Below are 18,406 nucleotides of genomic sequence, written 5' to 3'. Positions count from 1 at the left end.
TGGGTAATCTAGTAGCCAGTACGATAGTATAAATACCCTCTAAATATAAGAAAAAAACATCAGCTAATTTAGGATCTGCGGAATTACTTAAGATTGATCAAGATTACGGTTCTTTAGAAGTAGGAAAATATGCAGATTTCTTAGTGCTGAAAGATAATCCGTTAAAAGACGTATCTGCAGTTGAACAAGCTGATAAATAAGTTTATCAACATGGTGAAAGAAAATTTTAATAAGCAAAATGGTCTTAGTGTGAGCAAAGGCTATTTTTTTGCAGACAAACGTCTGGCTTTTTTAGTTCACTTAATTAAATATTTTATTTATTATAGTAAACTATTTACTAAAAGAAGCGAAAGAGATATACTAGTAGCTGAAAACGATTACAGTACAAATTTGAGGTAAATAAAAATGAATAAAGAAGAATTACTTACAGAATACGAAAAAACTTTTGGTGAAAAGGGTCAAGACGTCTTTTTCTCACCTGGCAGAATCAACGTAATTGGTGAACACACCGACTACAACGGCGGTCATGTTTTTCCAGCCGCAATCAGCTTAGGTGTTTATGGTGTCTATGGCCCAAGAGAGGATAAGAAAGTTCGCCTATATTCAGGTAACGTTGACGGCGATATTGTAGGATTTGAGATCGATGATACAACTGTTGAAAAGGATGATCGTTTCTGGGCTAACTACCTTAAAGGTATGATCACTTATTTGCGTGAAAAATACAATAATATTGATCATGGCTTTAACTTATACATTAAGGCTAACTTGCCATCAGGTTCAGGACTTTCATCAAGTGCCGCAATTGAAATGTTAATGGGAATCATCTTGAAAGATGAATTTAACTTAGACGTTGATCGCGTTAGCCTAGCCAAGATGGGTCAAAGAACTGAAAATGAATTTGTCGGCTTAAATTCAGGAATTATGGATCAATTTGCCTGCATTATGGGTAAAAAAGATAGTGCAATTTTCTTAGACTGCAACACCTTAAAGTATGAATACATGCCACTTGCATTAGGCGATTACGAAATTATTATCATGGCAACTAACAAACCACATACTTTAGCTGATTCTGCTTATAATGATAGGGTTGCTGAATGTGGTCGTGCTCTTAAAAAGTTGCAACAAAAGCTTGATATTAAGGCATTAGGTGAACTTGATAACGATGCTTTTGATGAATATTCTTACCTCATCAATGATGAAACAGAAATTAAACGTGCGCGTCATGCAGTTAGTGAAAATCAAAGAACTTTACGTGCAACTCAAGCAATGAAAGACGGCGATCTTGAAAAACTTGGTCGTTTAATTAATGCTTCTCACGAATCTCTTCACTATGATTATGAAGTAACTGGTAAAGAGCTCGATACTTTGGCAGAAGCTTCATGGAAACAACCTGGAGTGCTCGGTGCCAGAATGATCGGCGGTGGCTTTGGCGGTAGTGCAATTGCTATTGTTAAGAAGTCAGAGGCTGAGAACTTTAAGAAGAATGTTGGTAAGATTTACCGCGATACAATCGGTTATGATGCTAGCTTCTATGATGCAGAAATCGTTGATGGTACTAAGAGAATTTAATTAGTGTGAGAAGGGAAAGTTATGAAGGTTATTGAAAAATTTGCGGGTGAAGTTATTAATAGTGGTGCTTACGAGCCATTAGATCGAGTATATGTTATTAACAAAATTAGAGGATTAGTTGGTGATCATGATGAAGAAGAAAACGATAAGCCAGCTGCCAAGCAATTAGTTGACTTGGCCGTTAAAAATGAAAAAATTCCTGACGATATCACCTCACGTGAAGTATTAAATGATCAACTTTATGATTTAGCTATACCAACACCATCTAAGACTAATAGTATTTTCTGGCAAAAAATGCAAAAGTCTTCAGAGAAGGCTACAGATTGGTTTTATAAATTATGTGAAGACAATAATTATGTTAAAAAAGAGGCTATTGCCAAAAATGTTGTCTTCTCCGGCACTAGCTCAAAAGGTCATGGCTTAGAAATTACGATTAATTTATCTAAACCTGAAAAAGATCCTAAGGCTATTGCTGCAGCGGCACATGCAACAGGCAAGAAGTATCCTCAATGTGCACTTTGCCTTGAAAATGAAGGTTATTTAGGTGGCTATGGTAAAAATGCCCGTTCTAATTTAAGAATCATTCGTATGAATATCGCAGGTCGTCCATGGGGCTTCCAATATTCACCATATGCTTACTTTAATGAACACTGTATTTTCTTAGATCAAAAGCATATTCCAATGGTAATTAATGAACAAACATTAATTAACTTGGTTGAAATTGAAAAGATCTTCCCACACTATTTCGTTGGTTCTAACGCTGACTTGCCAATTGTTGGTGGTTCAATGTTAGCACATGAGCACTACCAAGGTGGTCGTCATACCTTCCCAATGATGAAGGCAGGCATCAAGAAGACCATTGTCTTTGATTCATACCCAACTGTAATGGCTGGGATCGTTGACTGGCCAATGAGCGACTTGCGTTTAACTAGTGAAAATTCACTTGACTTAATTGACCTTGGTGCAAAGATTATCAAATTCTGGGATAACTATTCAGACACTGCACGCAGCATTAAAGCTTACGATGGTAAGACTCGTCACCACACGGTAACGCCAATCATGCACCGTGAAGGCAAGAACTTCGTGCTCGATCTAGTTTTGCGTGATAACAATACTAGTGATCAATATCCTTTGGGCATTTTCCACCCACACGAAAAGTTATGGCACATTAAGAAGGAAAACATCGGCTTAATTGAAGTAATGGGTCGTGCTATTTTGCCAGGACGTCTTAAGAGTGAACTTGAAGAAGTAAAGAAATACTGGCTGGGTGAAGATAACAATATGGCTGCTAGTCATAAAGAATGGGCTGATCAAGTTAAAGCTGAAAACGAAATTAGCTGGGACAATGTTGATCAAGTAATGCAGCAATCACTTGTTGAAGTATTTGAACAAGTTCTTCAGGATGCTGGCGTGTTTAAGAATGATGCAGACGGTGATGAAGGCTGGGATAAATTTATTACAGCTTTAACCAAAAAGATTAAGTAAAGTAATTGAAGCGAGATCTTGAGGGTCTCGCTTTTTGTTACCGGTAACGCATATGTTATTGATAAGAAATACTTTATAATATCAATGAAAGCGAATACAAAGAGAAAAGGCGAGAACATGAAAACAAGTTTTAATAAATATGGTCGAAAAGATGACAAAGATCTTTGTGAAATTAGTTTAAAAAATGACAACGGCATGGTTGTTAAGGTACTTAACTATGGTGCAACGCTAGAAAAAGTTTTGCTTAACGACAAGAATATGATTTTGTCATTAAATTCACCAGCTGATTATTCTCAGGAAAGAAATTATTTAGGTGGTACAGTTGGCCGAATTGCCGGTAGAGTCAGAAAAGGTCAATGGAGACATGGTCTTGAAATTCATCAATTGCCAATTAACGAAGGTGAGAATCACATTCATGGCGGAATTGGTACAGATACTGAAGTATGGGATTTTGAACCTTCTTGTGATGAAAACAGTGCACGAGTAGATTTAACGTTATTTGATCCAGATGGTCATAATGATTATCCAGGCAATTTAAAGATTCATGTCAAATATGAATTGGACAATGATGATACTTTGCATTATTCAATTAATGCGGTGAGTGACCAATTAACTATTTTTAATCCGGTAAATCATGTTTACTTTACCTTAGGTGAAAAAGATAATATCAAAGATCTTAAGCTAAAAATGAATGCTGATTATTATTTGCCAGTTGATCACTCTGGAATGCCTGATCGTGGAATGGAAGAAGTTGCTGGCACTGCTTTTGATTTTAGAAAGACTAAGCGTGTAGGGGATGCTTTGGAAGCTGACGATCCTCAAATCAAAGACAGAGGAGGCATGGATCATCCATTTATTTTAAATGGCAATCGGCCTGGCGCTGTTTTAAGTTCAAATGAACGTAAGGCGACCGTGAATACTGATGCGCCATCATTGATTATTTATACTGGTAATGGTTTTGATCATACTGGTAAGTACACTGCTGATTTCGGCCAATATGCGGGAATTACTTGTGAAGCACAAATTCCACCGGCTGAAGGCAATGATTTGGGGCGCATTACTTTGTTACCAGGTGAAGAATTTAAGCGCAATGTAAGTTGGAAGTTTGAGTAAAAATATAGGATTGGAAATTGTGGTTTCCAATCCTTTTTTGCTTGTCTCAATGTTTAATACAAGTAATAATTTTCTTAAGATAGTACAATTCAGCTATAGTTTATGAAACGAGGTAACTATATGCGTTTAGGAAAAGTGATTATTATATCTGCACTCTTGGGAGTCAGTACTCCGTTTTTAGTAAAGCAGACTCCAGTTGTTCAAGCAGCACAAGAAACGCAAAATAATACGTTTACTCTGGAAATTGCTTCTTATGCTTATCGCAAAGATGGTAAACAGGTTCATCTAGATGAGTTGCGGGATGCAAATGGAGAGAAAGTGGCTTTAAAACAAAATGGCCAGGTCACTTTGATTCCGAAGGGAACGGTTCTTAAATATTATGGTAAGCCTGTCCCGTTGAAAACATATATTGGTACTTCGTCTCAGACTAGTAACGGCGATATTAAGATGTATTACAGCATTGGTAATGGTTATTATATTAATGCTAAAAATGTTGGCTTGCCAAATGGTCCAGCCAATTTGACTATCGATCATAATTCATATGTGTACAATTATAAAGGCCAACGTAAAAAGGCAAAAACAATAAAAAAGAATACTACTCTAGAAGTACCTGGTAAATTTGAAGAAATTAATTCTCCTAAAAAGTTTTATTCTGAGTACTTGTCTTCCTCCGGTATTAAATTTGTTTCTTGGCAAAAGCGGCATCGTTTTTGGTTAAAGTATAAGACAATTCATGGTAAACAATACTACCGCATTGGCAAGAATCGCTATATCAAGGCAAATAATGTGCGCTATCTTGATGGTAAGCCGATTTACGTCGATGAGAAAGAGACTACCGTTGTTTTGAAGAGCAGTCAGCAAATCGTCAATAGAAATTCTAATCGTGAAAGTGGACGTTACTATAAAAAAGGTAAGAAACTAGTAGTTGATAAGTATATTTCAACTTTCCGCGGCTATCCTGATGACTTCTGGTTCAAAACAGGAGTTGGAGATTCAGTTTTCTACCATGTTAAAGGAACTAAAGATGATTGGGTTTGGGGACGTGTCTCCGAAGTTGATGTCAAACGTCATATTGAGCCGGTTAATGTTTTTAACCAAAAGAATACAACTATTCAGGCAAAGCCGGGAATTACCAAGGCTGCGATTTACAATAGTCATGGTGAACAAGAGTATGACGACAAGTTCTTAAAAGCTACTAATTACAATCAAGCTGGATATTATCCAATAATTGTTAAAGAACTAAAATATATTTACGTTCCAAGTAGCAAGAAAGTAGAGTTGTTCTATCGGATAAAGAATAATGACTACATGCAATTCTTTGTTAATAAAGAGAGGAAAGGCATTGGATCGGACCCTAGAATTAACGACTTCTATTTGAAAGTTGAAGACTTTGAATATGTTGCTGGTCCAAAATTAACGCCAGTTAACACGCCTGCTGAAGCTGAGAAAGATAAATAATGGAGAATCAATAAGTAAAAAAGATTGGAAACCAAATGATTTCCAATCTTTTTATTTCGTCAAACTTTGGCGATAGATTTTTGGACTGAAGCCAGAATACTTCTTGAATGCCTTTGAAAAGGTAAATTCATCATTATAACCAATAATTCTTGAAATCTCCTGAATCGTATTATCAGTATTAGCTAGATATTCTTTAGCTTGTTCCATCCGTAAATTGATCAAAAATTGTTGTGGAGAAAGCCCTAGATTGTTTTTAAAAAGAGTATAAAGATAACTGCGAGAAAGATCCATCTTGTTGCAAAGATCAATGATTGACAGAGATGAATCTTCGAAGTTTTGTCTTAAATAAGTAATAGCAGCACGCAATTGCTCGTCCTTAGTGGCTGAATTCTTTCTTCTCTTGGTAGGATATTCAATATTCAAATTGTAAAAAGTGTAATAAAGCAAAGCTTCGATCAGTATGTCATTAGTAAGAGAGCTAGGTGAATGTGCGGCCTCAAATAAATTCTGCAGGCTCTGACAAAATTTGCTGTCCTGAACCTGCCTTAAATAATTTTGCGTAGATAAAATTGAGCCTGAAAGCATCGCTCTAATTTTAATACCGGATAATCCTAACCAAAAATAACTCCAAGGCTCTTTACTATCTGCTTGATAAAAGCAGGGTACGCCTTTAGGAAGAATAAACACATCCCCAGCTTGCAAGGTAACCATGGAGTGATTTGCCGAAGCAAAAGTTCCTTTACCTCGTTGAATGTAGTGGATAACATAGTTGTCACGCACATTATTACCTTTAAAAGTGTAATTAGGTGCACAATTTTCTTGTCCCCAGAATAAAATATTGCTTTCTAAGCTTTTATTGCTTAATGCTCTGTATGATCCATCCATAAAAATTCCTCAATTTTACTATTTATACATGTCTTTATGTCTTTAGATTTGCTATATAATACAATGATATCACTGATTGGTGAATTAAACATGTTTTTATGTTCATTAAAAATAATGACATAAATCGTGATGACAGTGCTATGGTTAAAAATTCTTCTCTGACAGATAATAATAACTATAATGAAAGCGAATACATGAACGCTATAGAGGGGGAAAGATCTGATGAAAAAAGATCAAGGAAAAATGTCAATAGGCGCACGACTAGCTTATAGTTTTGGTGCCTTTGGTAATGATTCATTCTATGGATTGTTATCAGGATATTTAATTATGTTTATTACGTCACACTTGTTTAATACTGGTAATGCGGCAGAAGATGCCAAAATGATCAGTATCGTGACATTGATTATCATGGGTTTAAGAATTGTAGAATTATTCATTGACCCATTTATCGGTAATGCGATTGACCGTACTAAAACTCGTTGGGGTCACTTCCGTCCATGGGTTGTAGTTGGTGGTTCAATCTCTGCAGTCATTCTTTTAATGTTATTTACTAACCTAGGTGGTTTGTATCAAAAGAATGCTATCTTATACATGATTGTCTTTGGTGTTTTGTATATCACCATGGATATCTTCTATTCATTTAAGGATGTCGGCTTTTGGTCAATGCTTCCATCATTAACTACTGATTCACGTGAACGTGAAAAGACAGCTACTTATGCTCGTGTTGGTTCAACTGTCGGTGGTGGTTTAGTTGGTATCCTAGTTATGCCAGCTGTAATCTTCTTCTCAGCCAAAGCTACTTCAACTGGTGATGACAGAGGTTGGTTTATTTTTGCAGCAATCATTTGTGGTATCGCATTTGTTTCTGCTTGGTGTGTTGGTTTATTCACTCGTGAAGTAAACAGTGATATTCGTAAGAATAAAAAAGATACTAAAGGTATCGTTGGTATCTTTAAAGCATTATCTGGTAACGACCAATTAATGTGGGTAGCTTTAGCTTACTTATTCTACGGTATTGGTATTAACATTACCAACTCTCTTGAAGTCTACTACTTCACTTACATTATGGGTATGCCAAAGGCATTCTCAATCTTTTCAACCATTAACATTTTATTAGGTATTATTGCAACATCATTGTTCCCGATCTTGTCTAAGAGAATGAGTCGTAAAGCACTTTTCACAAGTTGCTTAGTTGTAATGCTTTGTGCAATGGGAATCTTTGCTTTTGCAGGTAGCAATCTTCCATTAGTTTTACTTGCTGCATCATTATTCGGTTTCCCACAACAAATGGTCTTCTTGATCGTTTTAATGATTATTACCGACTCTGTTGAATATGGTCAATTAAAACTTGGTCACCGTGACGAATCACTTGCTTTGTCAGTTCGTCCATTGATCGATAAATTCGGTGGTGCCGTTTCTAACGGTGTTGTTGGTCAAATTGCCATCATGGCAGGTATGACTACAGGTGCAACAGCCGCATCAATTACCGCTGCTGGTAAGATGAACTTTAAGTTGATGATGTTTGCTGTACCAGCCGTAATGCTTGTTATTGCGATTATTATCTTTGCTACTAAGGTCATCTTAAGTGAACAAAAGCACGCAGAAATTGTTGCTGAACTTGAAAAAACTTGGGGTAAGAAGTATGCTGGCGATCAAGATGCTGCTAAGTCAGCTACTGGTCAAATTGAATTAGCTACTCCAATTGCTGGTAAGTTAATGAATTTATCAGAAGTTAACGATCAAACATTCTCAAGTGGCTCTGTTGGCCAAGGCTTTGCAATTAAGCCAGAAGATGGTCGAGTATTAGCACCATTTGACGCAACTGTTCGTCAGGTCTTTACTACTAGACACGCAGTTGGTCTTGTTGGTGATAATGGATTAGTATTATTAATTCACATTGGTCTTGGCACCGTTAAATTAAAGGGTACTGGCTTTGTCTCATATGTTGAAGAAGGTCAAAAAGTTAAGAAGGGCCAAGAATTAATCGAATTCTGGGATCCAACTATTAAGAAGGCTGGACTTGATGATACTGTAATTGTAGTAGTTACTAACTCAAATGAATTTGAAAATATTAAATTAACAGCTAAGGCAGGTACTGAGGTCAAGGCAGAAGATGAAGTCATGACTTTGGCAGCTAAAGAAAAAGTTGAAGCTAAATAGGAGAAAAATTATGGCAGAAGAATTAATTACTTTCGACGAAAAGAATAAAGTCTTTCATCTTCATAATGAGCAAATTTCATATCTTCTTTCAGTAGAAGATGGCGATACGCTTTGTCATTTATACTTCGGTAAAAAAGTAAATAATTATCATAATGAATTGCGTTACCCAAGAGTCGATCGTGGTTTTTCCGGTAACTTACCTGGCTCATTAGATAGAACTTTTTCTCGCGATTCTTTACCTAAGGAATATAGTACAGCAGGCGAAATGGATTATCATACGCCAGCTGCGGTTGTCCGCCAAAAAGATGGTTCTAATGCTTTGTTTTTAACTTACAAGGATTACCAAATTGTGGATGGTAAGCCGGACTTGAAAGGATTGCCTCATTCATGGGTAAAGGATAATAATGAAGCTCAAACTTTGATCATTACTCTTGAGGATCAAAAGACTAAGCTTGATTTTGACTTATTGTACACCATCTACCGTGATCGTCCTGTAATTGTAAGATCAGTAAAGGTTAAAAATTCAGGCGATGAAACAGTCAATATTGAAAAAGTTGCTTCAATGCAGCTTGATTTTGTCGATCGCAACTTTGATTCAATTACTTTACCGGGTGCTCACGCCCATGAAAGAAGAGTGGATCGCGAACACATTAACCAAGGTATTCACGTCTTTTCTAGTCACCGCGGTACTTCCAGTCACCAAATGAATCCATTCTTGGCTTTAGTTGATCCAGATACCAATGAATTTAATGGGGATGCTTATGGTTTTGCCTTTGTTTACTCTGGTAATCATAAGTTTGAAGTTGAAAAAGATCAATTTGCTCAGACTCATGTTAATGTTGGTATTAATGATTTCAACTTTAACTGGCAACTACCTGCTGGGGATGAATTCCAAACTCCAGAAGTCTTGATGGTTTACTCAGATCAAGGTTTAAACAAGATGAGTCAAGCATTCCATAGCTTGATTCATGATCGAATTATTCGTAGTAAATACAAGAATGAAGTACGTCCAATCTTAGTTAATAACTGGGAAGCAACCTACTTTGATTTTAATGAAGATAAGTTAAAGACTATTGTAGATGATGCTAAGAAGCTTGGCATTGAGATGTTCGTTTTAGATGATGGCTGGTTTGGTCATCGTGATGACGATAATACTTCATTAGGTGATTGGAAAGTTTATAAAAAGAAGTTTCCAAATGGTTTAGGACATTTTGCAGATTATGTTCACGATCAAGGGATGAAATTTGGTCTATGGTTTGAACCTGAAATGATTTCATATGATTCTGATCTTTACAAAGAACATCCAGATTATTTGATGCATGTTCCTGGCAGAAAACCAAGTCCATCCAGAAATCAATACTTGCTTGACTTGGGACGCAAGGAAGTACGCGACAATATTTATAACCAAATGGAAAAGATCTTGGGATCAGGCAAGATTGACTATATTAAGTGGGACATGAATCGTCACTTATCAGATATCTATGAAGCTGATTTACCAGCTAATCGTCAAGGTGAAGTTTACCACCGTTATGTATTAGGTCTTTATGATTTACTTGAAAGAATAGTTGATGCTCATCCAGATCTGTTAATTGAAGGCTGCTCAGGCGGTGGCGGTAGATTTGATGCCGGTATGGCTTACTATGACCCACAAATCTGGGCTAGTGATGATAGCGATGCAATTGATCGTTTAACCATTCAATATGGTACAAGTTTGGTTTACCCGCAATCAATGATGACTTCTCACGTTTCAGTTAGTCCTAATGAACAAAATGGCAGAATTACTCCATTTAATACCCGTGGCGTTGTTGCCATGTGGGGTGATCTTGGTTATGAACTTGATTTAACTAAGATGAATGAGGAAGATCGTGAAGCTGTCGCAAAGCAGGTGGCAGAATACAAGAAGATTAGAAAAGTTACTCAATTTGGTAAGTTCTACCGCTTGAAATCCGCTCAAACCAGCAATCAATGTGCTTGGGAAACTGTTTCAGATGATCAAAATGAGGCGGTTTTGAGCGTAGTCAAAGTAATGGCTTCAGCTCAGCCATATTTAACTAAGACTAAATTAGTTGGCCTTGATCCAAATAAACAATATGAAGATCAAAGAACGCACCAAGTTTATGGCGGCGACGAATTGATGAATATGGGTATCTATGATCCAGTTGAACATGGTGACTTTAAGGCTTATATGTACTACTTCAAAGCAATAAAATAGGAGTAAATTATGGCAATTACAAATAAGGTCATGCTAATTACTTATCCAGATAGCTTGGGTAAAAATTTAACAGAATTAAACGAAGTTTTAGAAAATGACTTAAAAGGTGCAGTTGGTGGCATTCACTTGTTGCCATTCTTTCCCTCAACTGGTGACCGCGGTTTTGCGCCAACTGATTACACTACAGTAGACCCTAAGTTTGGTGATTGGGCTCAGGTTGAAGCATTAGGTGAAAAATATTACTTGATGTTTGACTTCATGATTAACCATATTTCTAGACAATCTAAATATTATCAGGATTTTCAAGAGCACAAAGACAAAAGTCCATATGCCAAGCTGTTTCTTAGCTGGGACAAGTTTTGGCCTGAAGGCCGTCCTACTCAAGCTGATGTTGATTTAATTTATAAGCGTAAGGACCGTGCGCCTTATCAGGAAATAACCTTTGCCGATGGTACCAAAGAGAAGTTATGGAACACTTTTGGACCTGAACAAATTGATTTGGATGTTCGTCAAAAAGTAACTCAAAAGTTTATCAAAGATACTTTGATTAGCCTAATTAAACATGGGGCAGATATTATTCGCTTAGATGCCTTTGCTTATGCAGTTAAGAAACTTGATACCAATGATTTCTTCGTTGAACCAGAAATCTGGGATTTATTGAAGCAAGTTCAAGACGATATTGCAGACGAGGGTGCAACCATTTTACCGGAAATTCATGAGCATTATTCAATGCCATTCAAGATTGCTAAGCATGGCTACTTTATCTATGATTTTGCCTTGCCAATGGTAACTTTGTATTCACTGTATTCTGGCAAGAGCAATCGTCTTGCTGCCTGGCTTAAGAAATGCCCGATGAAGCAATTTACAACTTTGGATACCCATGACGGCATTGGTGTGGTTGATGCGCGTGATATCCTTTCTCCTGAGGAGATCGACTATACCAGTCAAGAGCTATATAAAGTTGGTGCCAACGTTAAGAAGAAGTATTCTAGTGCTGAATATCATAACTTAGACATTTATCAAATCAATACTACGTTTTATTCAGCTCTTGGTGATGATGATCAAAAGTACTTCATGGCACGACTCTTGCAAGTCTTTGCACCAGGCATTCCACAAGTTTATTATGTTGGAATGCTAGCTGGTAAAAATGATATTAAACTGCTGGAAGAAACGAAAGAAGGCAGAAATATTAATCGTCATTATTACAGTAAAGATGAAGTGGCCCAGGAAGTTCAACGACTTGTAGTAGCTTCGCTACTTAAGCTGTTTACCTTCAGAAATAATGAAGCTGCGTTTGATTTAGATGGCTCAATCGATATTTCCACTCCTAATGAAAATGAAATTCGGATTGTTCGCATGAATAAAGAACAAACTAGAAAAGCTGAACTAGTTGCAAACTTGAAAGATTTAACTTATCAAGTGCTAGTGAATGGTGAACAGATAAAATTCTAACCCCTTTCTCTTACTCTCTCTCAATTTAAAAAGCATATGTCGATAATTATTCGATGTATGCTTTTTCATTTGTAATCTTAATTCCTTAATAATTGTTCCTTCAAAGAAAAGTCAAATTTCATTGTTATGATGAATATAGAAAGAAGGAATAAATGTTGAATATTTACGGAGAATATACCCCTGCTTTAGATAAATTGCTTAAACAAATGACGGAGCAATTTACTACTTTAAATAAAAATTATGAAAAAAAGTATCACGAAAGACTTTATGAACACTTGCGTGGTCGAGTTAAAAGCGAAAAGAGCATGGAAGATAAATGCCAACGGAAGGGATTACCACTTACGCCCAATTCTGCCTTAAGGGAAAATCGAGATAGCGTTGGTTTACGTATCGTCTGCAATTTTGTCGATGATATCTACACTTGCATTGCAGCTATTAAAAAATGGGACAACGTTAGTGTAGTGAAAGAAAAAGATTATATTACTAATGCTAAACCTAATGGTTATCGTTCTTATCATATGATTTTAGATGTAATGGTTCCCGAGCAAGATGTCGATGGTAATATTCCAGGACATTATTTTGTCGAAGTGCAATTAAGAACAATTGCCATGGATACTTGGGCAAGCTTAGAGCATGAAATGAAGTATAAACATCAAATCAAGAATCCAGAAATGATTGGTAAAGAACTGAAAAGAGTTGCTGATGAATTGGCATCTTGTGACATTAGTATGCAAACCATCAGACAATTGATTAGAGAAGGGGATTGATTATTTAATGAAGATTTTAGTCGCAGAAGATGAACCACAACTACTCAGAGTATTAACTGTTGCCATGCAAAAGGCAGGTTATGAAGTTGATCCTGTCGATAATGGCTTAAAAGCCGTTGAACACACTAAGGAAAATTCATATGATGTCATTATCTTGGACATTATGATGCCGGTAATGGATGGAATTACCGCTTTAAAAAAAATTAGAAAAAGTGGTGATAAGTCATATATTTTAATGCTTACCGCAAAGTCAGAAATTGATGATCGAGTAACTGGCCTTGATAGTGGGGCAGACGATTATATAACTAAACCATTCTCATTAAGAGAATTGCTGGCTAGACTGCGTTCAAAGGAGAGAAGAGAGGATGACTTTACTCCTAATGAAGTGAGCTTTGGTGATGTTACTCTGAATGTGTCTGAACAAGAATTAGTGAGTCATAATTCCATTCGGTTAAATGGACAAGAAACGCAGTTGATGGATTACTTTATTTTGAATGAAGGAAAAGAATTATCGACTGAAGAATTACTTAGCCATGTATGGCGCAATGACGAAGATGCAAACAGCGACATAGTTTGGATATATGTCTCCTATTTAAGACAAAAATTGCAATCAATTCAAAGTTCTGTGAAGATTAACGGAATAAAAGATGGTAATTATAGCTTAGTTAAGTAGGTGATAAGATGATTCAAAAATTTCGCTGGAAATTTATTAGTGCTTCTGTCGCTGCTTTATTGATAGTTTTGTTAATTACACTAGGTAGTTTGATAGGAATTACTCGTATTCAAAATCAAAATGAAGTTAATCGAGTTTTGACCGCTTTAGTAAAAAATGAGGGTCATCTTTCACCGCATAATGCGCAGCCGGCTTTTGGCAATCAAGATGACTTAATTAATCGGAATTTTTTAGCGGGAAAATATAATCCTGAAGCTGTTTATCAATATCGCTATTTTGCCGTAACAGTTGATGCTAGCCATCAAGTTAAGGTTATTAATAACAATAACGTTTATAAGATTAAAAATACTGAAATTGCTGATATTACTCGCAGAACATTGGCTGAACATAATAAGCAAGGAAATATTAAGGCGGGACAAAATCAGTATGCTTATAGAGTTACCAAAGATTTAGCTGGTCAAACTTTAATCGTCTTTTTAAATGAGACCTTAATTTATAATCGTTTTTGGTTGATGTTCAGAGTGGCAGTGGTTTTAGGAATTGGCGCATTAATTGTATTCGCATTAGTGCTAATCTTAGTTTCTCGCAGAGCAATTAAGCCGATTATTGATACATATCACAAGCAGCAGGAATTTATTACTAATGCGGGGCATGAGCTGAAGACACCTTTAGCGGTGATTTCTGCTAATACCGAAATGGAAGAAATGTTAGGTAATGACTCGGAATGGAATCAAAGTACCAAAGAACAGGTTGATAAGCTAACTAAATTAGTTAATCGATTAATTTCATTAGCTAGAGCGGGTGAAACGGGAGAATTAACTTTAAGTAAAGTTAATTTCTCAAAAATTGTTGAACAAACAACTCAAGATTTTAAATCGATCATGAAAAAGAATGACCTGACATATCAGGTTTCTATTCGTGAAGGATTAAATGTAATTGCTGAAAAGCATTCATTGGCAGAAATCATTAATATTTTGCTTGATAATGCTAGAAAATATTGTGATCCACATGGCAGAATTAGAGTGGAATTATCCAAGAGTCCTTTGAGCAAGAATGCTGTTTTGCGTATCAGCAATACTTATAAAGAAGGCAAAAACAAAAATTATACTCACTTTTTTGAAAGATTTTATCGAGAAGATGAATCGCATAATTCTAAAAAAGGCGGCTTTGGCATCGGTCTCGCAATGGCACGCGAGTTAGTACAGGCTTTTCGTGGCAAGATCTCAGTTGGCTACAAGGGCGAAGACATTGTTTTTACCGTTAGTCTTAAAATAGTCAAATAGTTTCTTGATAGTTGTATAATAAAAATAGAAATCGAGGGACTGATTTGACTAAGAGAAAATCTATTTATAGCAAAGATGTTGTCTTAGTAATGGCAGCATCTTTTTTCTTTATGTTTAGCACGATGTTTGTTAACCCACTGATTAATGGGTACGCTAAAAAATGAGGAGCCAGCAGTGCCTTTGCCGGCGTGATTGTTGGGATTATGAGTATAGCGGCCATGTTTTTACGCCCTGTTGCAGGTAACTTAACTGATAAATTTTCAAAGTATCGTTTGTCTTTAATTGGCGGTGTTTTGATCTTGATTGGCGTGTTAGGCTATATTTTTACTCCATCAAGTGGACTGTTGTTATTATTTAGACTAATCAACGGAACGGGCTATGTTCTGTGTACTGTTTGCATGACAACCTGGCTAGCATTTTTAGTACCGCGTCAACACGTAGGTGAAGCGATGGGCTTTTACGGTTTAATGAATGCACTAGCTATGGCATTAGCACCAGCGCTTTCAATTAATATTTATCAAAAAATTGGTTATCGTGAAAGTTTAATTGCTGCAGCGATTGCGGCCTTTTTGATGATTGTGGTGATTCAGTTTGTTGGCAATCATGCTTTGCCACTTAAGAAAAAAGGACAGACGCAGAAAAAGCACTTTAAGATTATACAGATGAACGTTTTGCCAGTCGCAATTTTAACCACGTTGTTTGGAATGCCCTATTTTATTACGCAGGCTGATATTGTGACTTATGTTGAACAGCGTCATTTAACTGTCGCTGTTGGTAGTTACTTTTTGATTTATGCGTTAGTCTTATTAGTGATCAGAATAGGCTTAAAGCGGTATTTTGATACTGTTCGTTTTGGTGTGTGGTTCTGGCTTAGTCTGGTGTCTACTGCAGCTTATATCTTTTTATTGGCAGTGATGAATAATAACTGGCAAATGGCCTTAGCTGCTGCTGGAATGGCGTTGGGCTATGGTATTATTTATTCCGTTTTGCAGTCTACGGCATTATTGCTTGCCCCCATTGAGGAGCAAGGTTTAGCCAGTTCTACTTTTTACCTGGGATTGGACGTTGCAATGTCCTTTGGCCCGATGATTAGTGGGGTAGTTGACAGCGTATTGCCGGTTAAATATTTTTATTGGGTTGATTTGGTATTGGTACCTCTGATGTTAGTAGTTTACTTTATTTGGCGCAAGCGACTTAATGGAGCAATTGATCACCATTAACAGAGAAAGGAAAATATTATGAGTGACTATTTAGTAAAATCTAAACTTGAAGATACAGAATGGCAGATTAAGAGTGATGCTCGTGACCATAGCTTTATTTGTGATGTAAGTGATGACAAGTACAATGCAGGACCTAATCCAGTTGAATATTTGTGCGGCAGCGTTAATTCTTGCATTGAAATATCGGCAGGGATGATTAATAAAATCCATCATCTTGGTATTAAAAATCTTCGTATTGAAAATCAAGCTAAAACAGAAAAATTAGACCATGGCAAATCTGTGGTTACTGAAATGAAGATTAAGGTTTTCTTTGATTCAGATATGACTAGAGCTGAAAAAGAAGAATTTTTAGCCCATAGCTTGCACGTATCTACGGTATATCAAACCCTTAAAGAAGCAATTAAGATTTATGTTGAGCTGGGATAGGGATGAATTTTGATGTCAATTTTTGATGAAGCAATTGTACTAAATGATGGTAGCTTAATACCTAAAGTTGGTGTGCAGGTTGATAATGATCAAACTTTTAATGAAGCCGTTGCAGCAGGATTTCGATTGATTGAACAGACTGCTGATCAAAAAATGTACATGCGAAAAAAGTTACCACAGCTCTTTTTGGAAACTGTGATTTCAGAGGATGTAAAGACCCGTGAGGAATTACGCAATTATTTTGCTACAGTTAGGGCTAATTTAATTAGCAGCCGTCCTGATCTTTGCTTATTAAAATTGAGTGATGATCAAAAACGTAATCAGGAAATTTGGCATGAATTGGAAGAAGCAAAGTGTAAAGGCTGGGTTAAGTGTTTAGGCGTTGCCGACGCAACTACTGATATTTTAGGTGAATTGCTTAAAGAAAAAGTTAAGCCAGTAGTAATGCAATTAAACTACGAAGATCCAGTATTAATTAATCTAGCTCGTGAGCATAAAATGCAAGTTGAGATTTCGATTAGAGAAGATATTGATGCTTTAGCAGAAATCGCAACTAAGTATAAAGTTAGTGTCATAGACTTGGTTATTAGTTACTTTAACCAAAAGAGAATTATTCCATTGATTGAAGCAGATGCGATGAAGGAACAACCTAAAGCAGATATTAAAATTCAAGCAGAAGATATGGAAATAATCGGACAATTATTTGCTAGTAATTAAGATGTAAATATAGTTGGATTTGTATTTTGATGAATAATAATGAATGTTATAATGAAACTATAAGAGTTTAAGTTAGGAGATTAATATGAAAACTAAAAAATTATTTACTTCATTAGCTGCAGCTGTGATGCTTTCAACTAGCTTAGCTGGTAGCGGTGCTGTATTAAGTCAAACTGCACATGCCGCTGATACAACTCAAACTGCAAGTACCAATTCACAAGCTAAAAAAGGTACGATGACTGTTAAATATAGAACAGTAACTGCTACTATTAAGAATACTAACCCTACTTTGTATACTATCGGTGATGATGGTAAGACACTTAAACCAGTTACTATTGGTTATACAAAAGGTCAAGCAATTCAACTTACTTACATAGTTCCAACTTCAGGGAAGAATAAAGTATATGCCATTGAAGGAACTATGAATGTTAATGGTAAGGATGTTCAATTATTTGTTCCAGAAACAGAAGTAACAGTAAGTGGTACTGTTCCAACTTTTGATGACGCTGTAAAGCAAAGAACTGCAGATGTTAAGACTATTCAAGATGCCTTTAATAACAGAGATTTAAAGTACATCGTTATAACTCCTAAGTCAAAGAAGGGCGCAAAGATTTACTACGCTTACAAGAAGACTAAGAAGTCAAAGAAGATCTACTTCAAAGCTTCTAAGAAGAAGATCAAGAAGGGCAAGAAGTTTAAGTCATCAATGATCGTTAAGCACGGTAAAACTAGATATGTTTACATTGGCAAAAAGCGCTATGTAAAGCAAAGTGCTGTTAAGTTAGTTAGTGCTAAATATGCACCAGTTAAGTTATCAGATGATCTTAAGAGCTTAATCGTAGAAAACTAAAATTAAACACAAAATGACAAAAAGTCGAGATTCGTTCATGAATCTCGGCTTTTTTGTGTTGATTAATAAAAATATTTTCTTCGTAAATTGCAATAATAACTTGAACACTTTTGTTTAGGCTGTTTGATAGATGCGA

At 36.1% G+C, this 18,406-nt stretch carries 14 protein-coding genes and 2 pseudogenes; 15 read left to right on the top strand and 1 reads right to left on the bottom strand.

Features of this window, described 5'->3' with window-relative positions:
* Window positions 1-62: 62 nt before the first annotated feature.
* The 5 genes and pseudogenes from CP355_RS02350 to CP355_RS02325 all read left to right on the top strand — a co-directional run.
* Window positions 63-200 (top strand): annotated as a pseudogene (locus tag CP355_RS02350) (amidohydrolase family protein); the annotation flags it as partial.
* A gap of 205 nt (window positions 201-405) precedes the next feature.
* Window positions 406-1,569, top strand: a complete 1,164-nt coding sequence (locus tag CP355_RS02340) for a galactokinase (protein ID WP_098043809.1) — start codon at window positions 406-408, stop codon at window positions 1,567-1,569.
* A 21-nt stretch (window positions 1,570-1,590) separates the two neighbouring features.
* Window positions 1,591-3,054: a UDP-glucose--hexose-1-phosphate uridylyltransferase gene (locus CP355_RS02335; protein ID WP_098043808.1), complete on the top strand. Its 1,464-nt coding sequence runs from the start codon at window positions 1,591-1,593 to the stop codon at window positions 3,052-3,054.
* A 117-nt stretch (window positions 3,055-3,171) separates the two neighbouring features.
* Window positions 3,172-4,167: an aldose epimerase family protein gene (locus CP355_RS02330; protein WP_098043807.1), complete on the top strand. Its 996-nt coding sequence runs from the start codon at window positions 3,172-3,174 to the stop codon at window positions 4,165-4,167.
* A 120-nt stretch (window positions 4,168-4,287) separates the two neighbouring features.
* The gene (locus CP355_RS02325) at window positions 4,288-5,625 is read left to right on the top strand and encodes an SLAP domain-containing protein (RefSeq protein ID WP_158227537.1); all 1,338 of its coding nucleotides are present in this window, start codon (window positions 4,288-4,290) and stop codon (window positions 5,623-5,625) included.
* A 51-nt stretch (window positions 5,626-5,676) separates the two neighbouring features.
* Here the strand turns inward: CP355_RS02325 and CP355_RS02320 are convergent, their stop codons facing one another.
* On the bottom strand, window positions 5,677-6,510 hold the full coding sequence (locus CP355_RS02320; RefSeq protein ID WP_098043805.1) for an AraC family transcriptional regulator: 834 nt from the start codon (window positions 6,508-6,510) through the stop codon (window positions 5,677-5,679).
* Window positions 6,511-6,732: 222 nt separating this feature from the next.
* On the opposite strand from CP355_RS02320, the gene CP355_RS02315 reads away from it, so the two are divergent.
* From CP355_RS02315 to CP355_RS02270, 10 genes and pseudogenes are all read left to right on the top strand, one after another.
* On the top strand, window positions 6,733-8,670 hold the full coding sequence (locus tag CP355_RS02315; protein ID WP_035434136.1) for a PTS sugar transporter subunit IIA: 1,938 nt from the start codon (window positions 6,733-6,735) through the stop codon (window positions 8,668-8,670).
* 10 nt (window positions 8,671-8,680) lie between these two features.
* A complete protein-coding gene (locus tag CP355_RS02310) occupies window positions 8,681-10,882 on the top strand; it encodes an alpha-galactosidase (protein WP_087176469.1) in 2,202 nt (733 codons plus the stop codon).
* A 9-nt stretch (window positions 10,883-10,891) separates the two neighbouring features.
* On the top strand, window positions 10,892-12,334 hold the full coding sequence (gtfA, locus tag CP355_RS02305) for a sucrose phosphorylase (RefSeq protein WP_098043804.1): 1,443 nt from the start codon (window positions 10,892-10,894) through the stop codon (window positions 12,332-12,334).
* 155 nt (window positions 12,335-12,489) lie between these two features.
* On the top strand, window positions 12,490-13,101 hold the full coding sequence (locus CP355_RS02300) for a GTP pyrophosphokinase family protein (RefSeq protein WP_199161203.1): 612 nt from the start codon (window positions 12,490-12,492) through the stop codon (window positions 13,099-13,101).
* A 7-nt stretch (window positions 13,102-13,108) separates the two neighbouring features.
* Window positions 13,109-13,774, top strand: a complete 666-nt coding sequence (locus tag CP355_RS02295) for a response regulator transcription factor (RefSeq protein WP_098043802.1) — start codon at window positions 13,109-13,111, stop codon at window positions 13,772-13,774.
* A gap of 8 nt (window positions 13,775-13,782) precedes the next feature.
* Window positions 13,783-15,057: a cell wall metabolism sensor histidine kinase WalK gene (locus tag CP355_RS02290; protein WP_098043801.1), complete on the top strand. Its 1,275-nt coding sequence runs from the start codon at window positions 13,783-13,785 to the stop codon at window positions 15,055-15,057.
* Window positions 15,058-15,101: 44 nt separating this feature from the next.
* Window positions 15,102-16,277: pseudogene (locus tag CP355_RS02285) on the top strand (MFS transporter).
* Window positions 16,278-16,295: 18 nt separating this feature from the next.
* Window positions 16,296-16,703, top strand: a complete 408-nt coding sequence (locus CP355_RS02280; protein ID WP_025005375.1) for an OsmC family protein — start codon at window positions 16,296-16,298, stop codon at window positions 16,701-16,703.
* 12 nt (window positions 16,704-16,715) lie between these two features.
* Entirely contained in the window at window positions 16,716-17,420 is a 705-nt protein-coding gene (locus tag CP355_RS02275; protein ID WP_087176466.1) for an aldo/keto reductase, read from the top strand.
* 85 nt (window positions 17,421-17,505) lie between these two features.
* Window positions 17,506-18,270 (top strand): hypothetical protein, encoded by a 765-nt coding sequence (locus tag CP355_RS02270; RefSeq protein WP_098043800.1) that lies wholly within the window; start codon window positions 17,506-17,508, stop codon window positions 18,268-18,270.
* Window positions 18,271-18,406 lie beyond the last annotated feature (136 nt).

This window comes from Lactobacillus sp. UMNPBX4, assembly GCF_002554115.1.
Classification (GTDB): domain Bacteria; phylum Bacillota; class Bacilli; order Lactobacillales; family Lactobacillaceae; genus Lactobacillus; species Lactobacillus gallinarum.
This window is presented reverse-complemented; position numbering and strand designations above follow the sequence as displayed.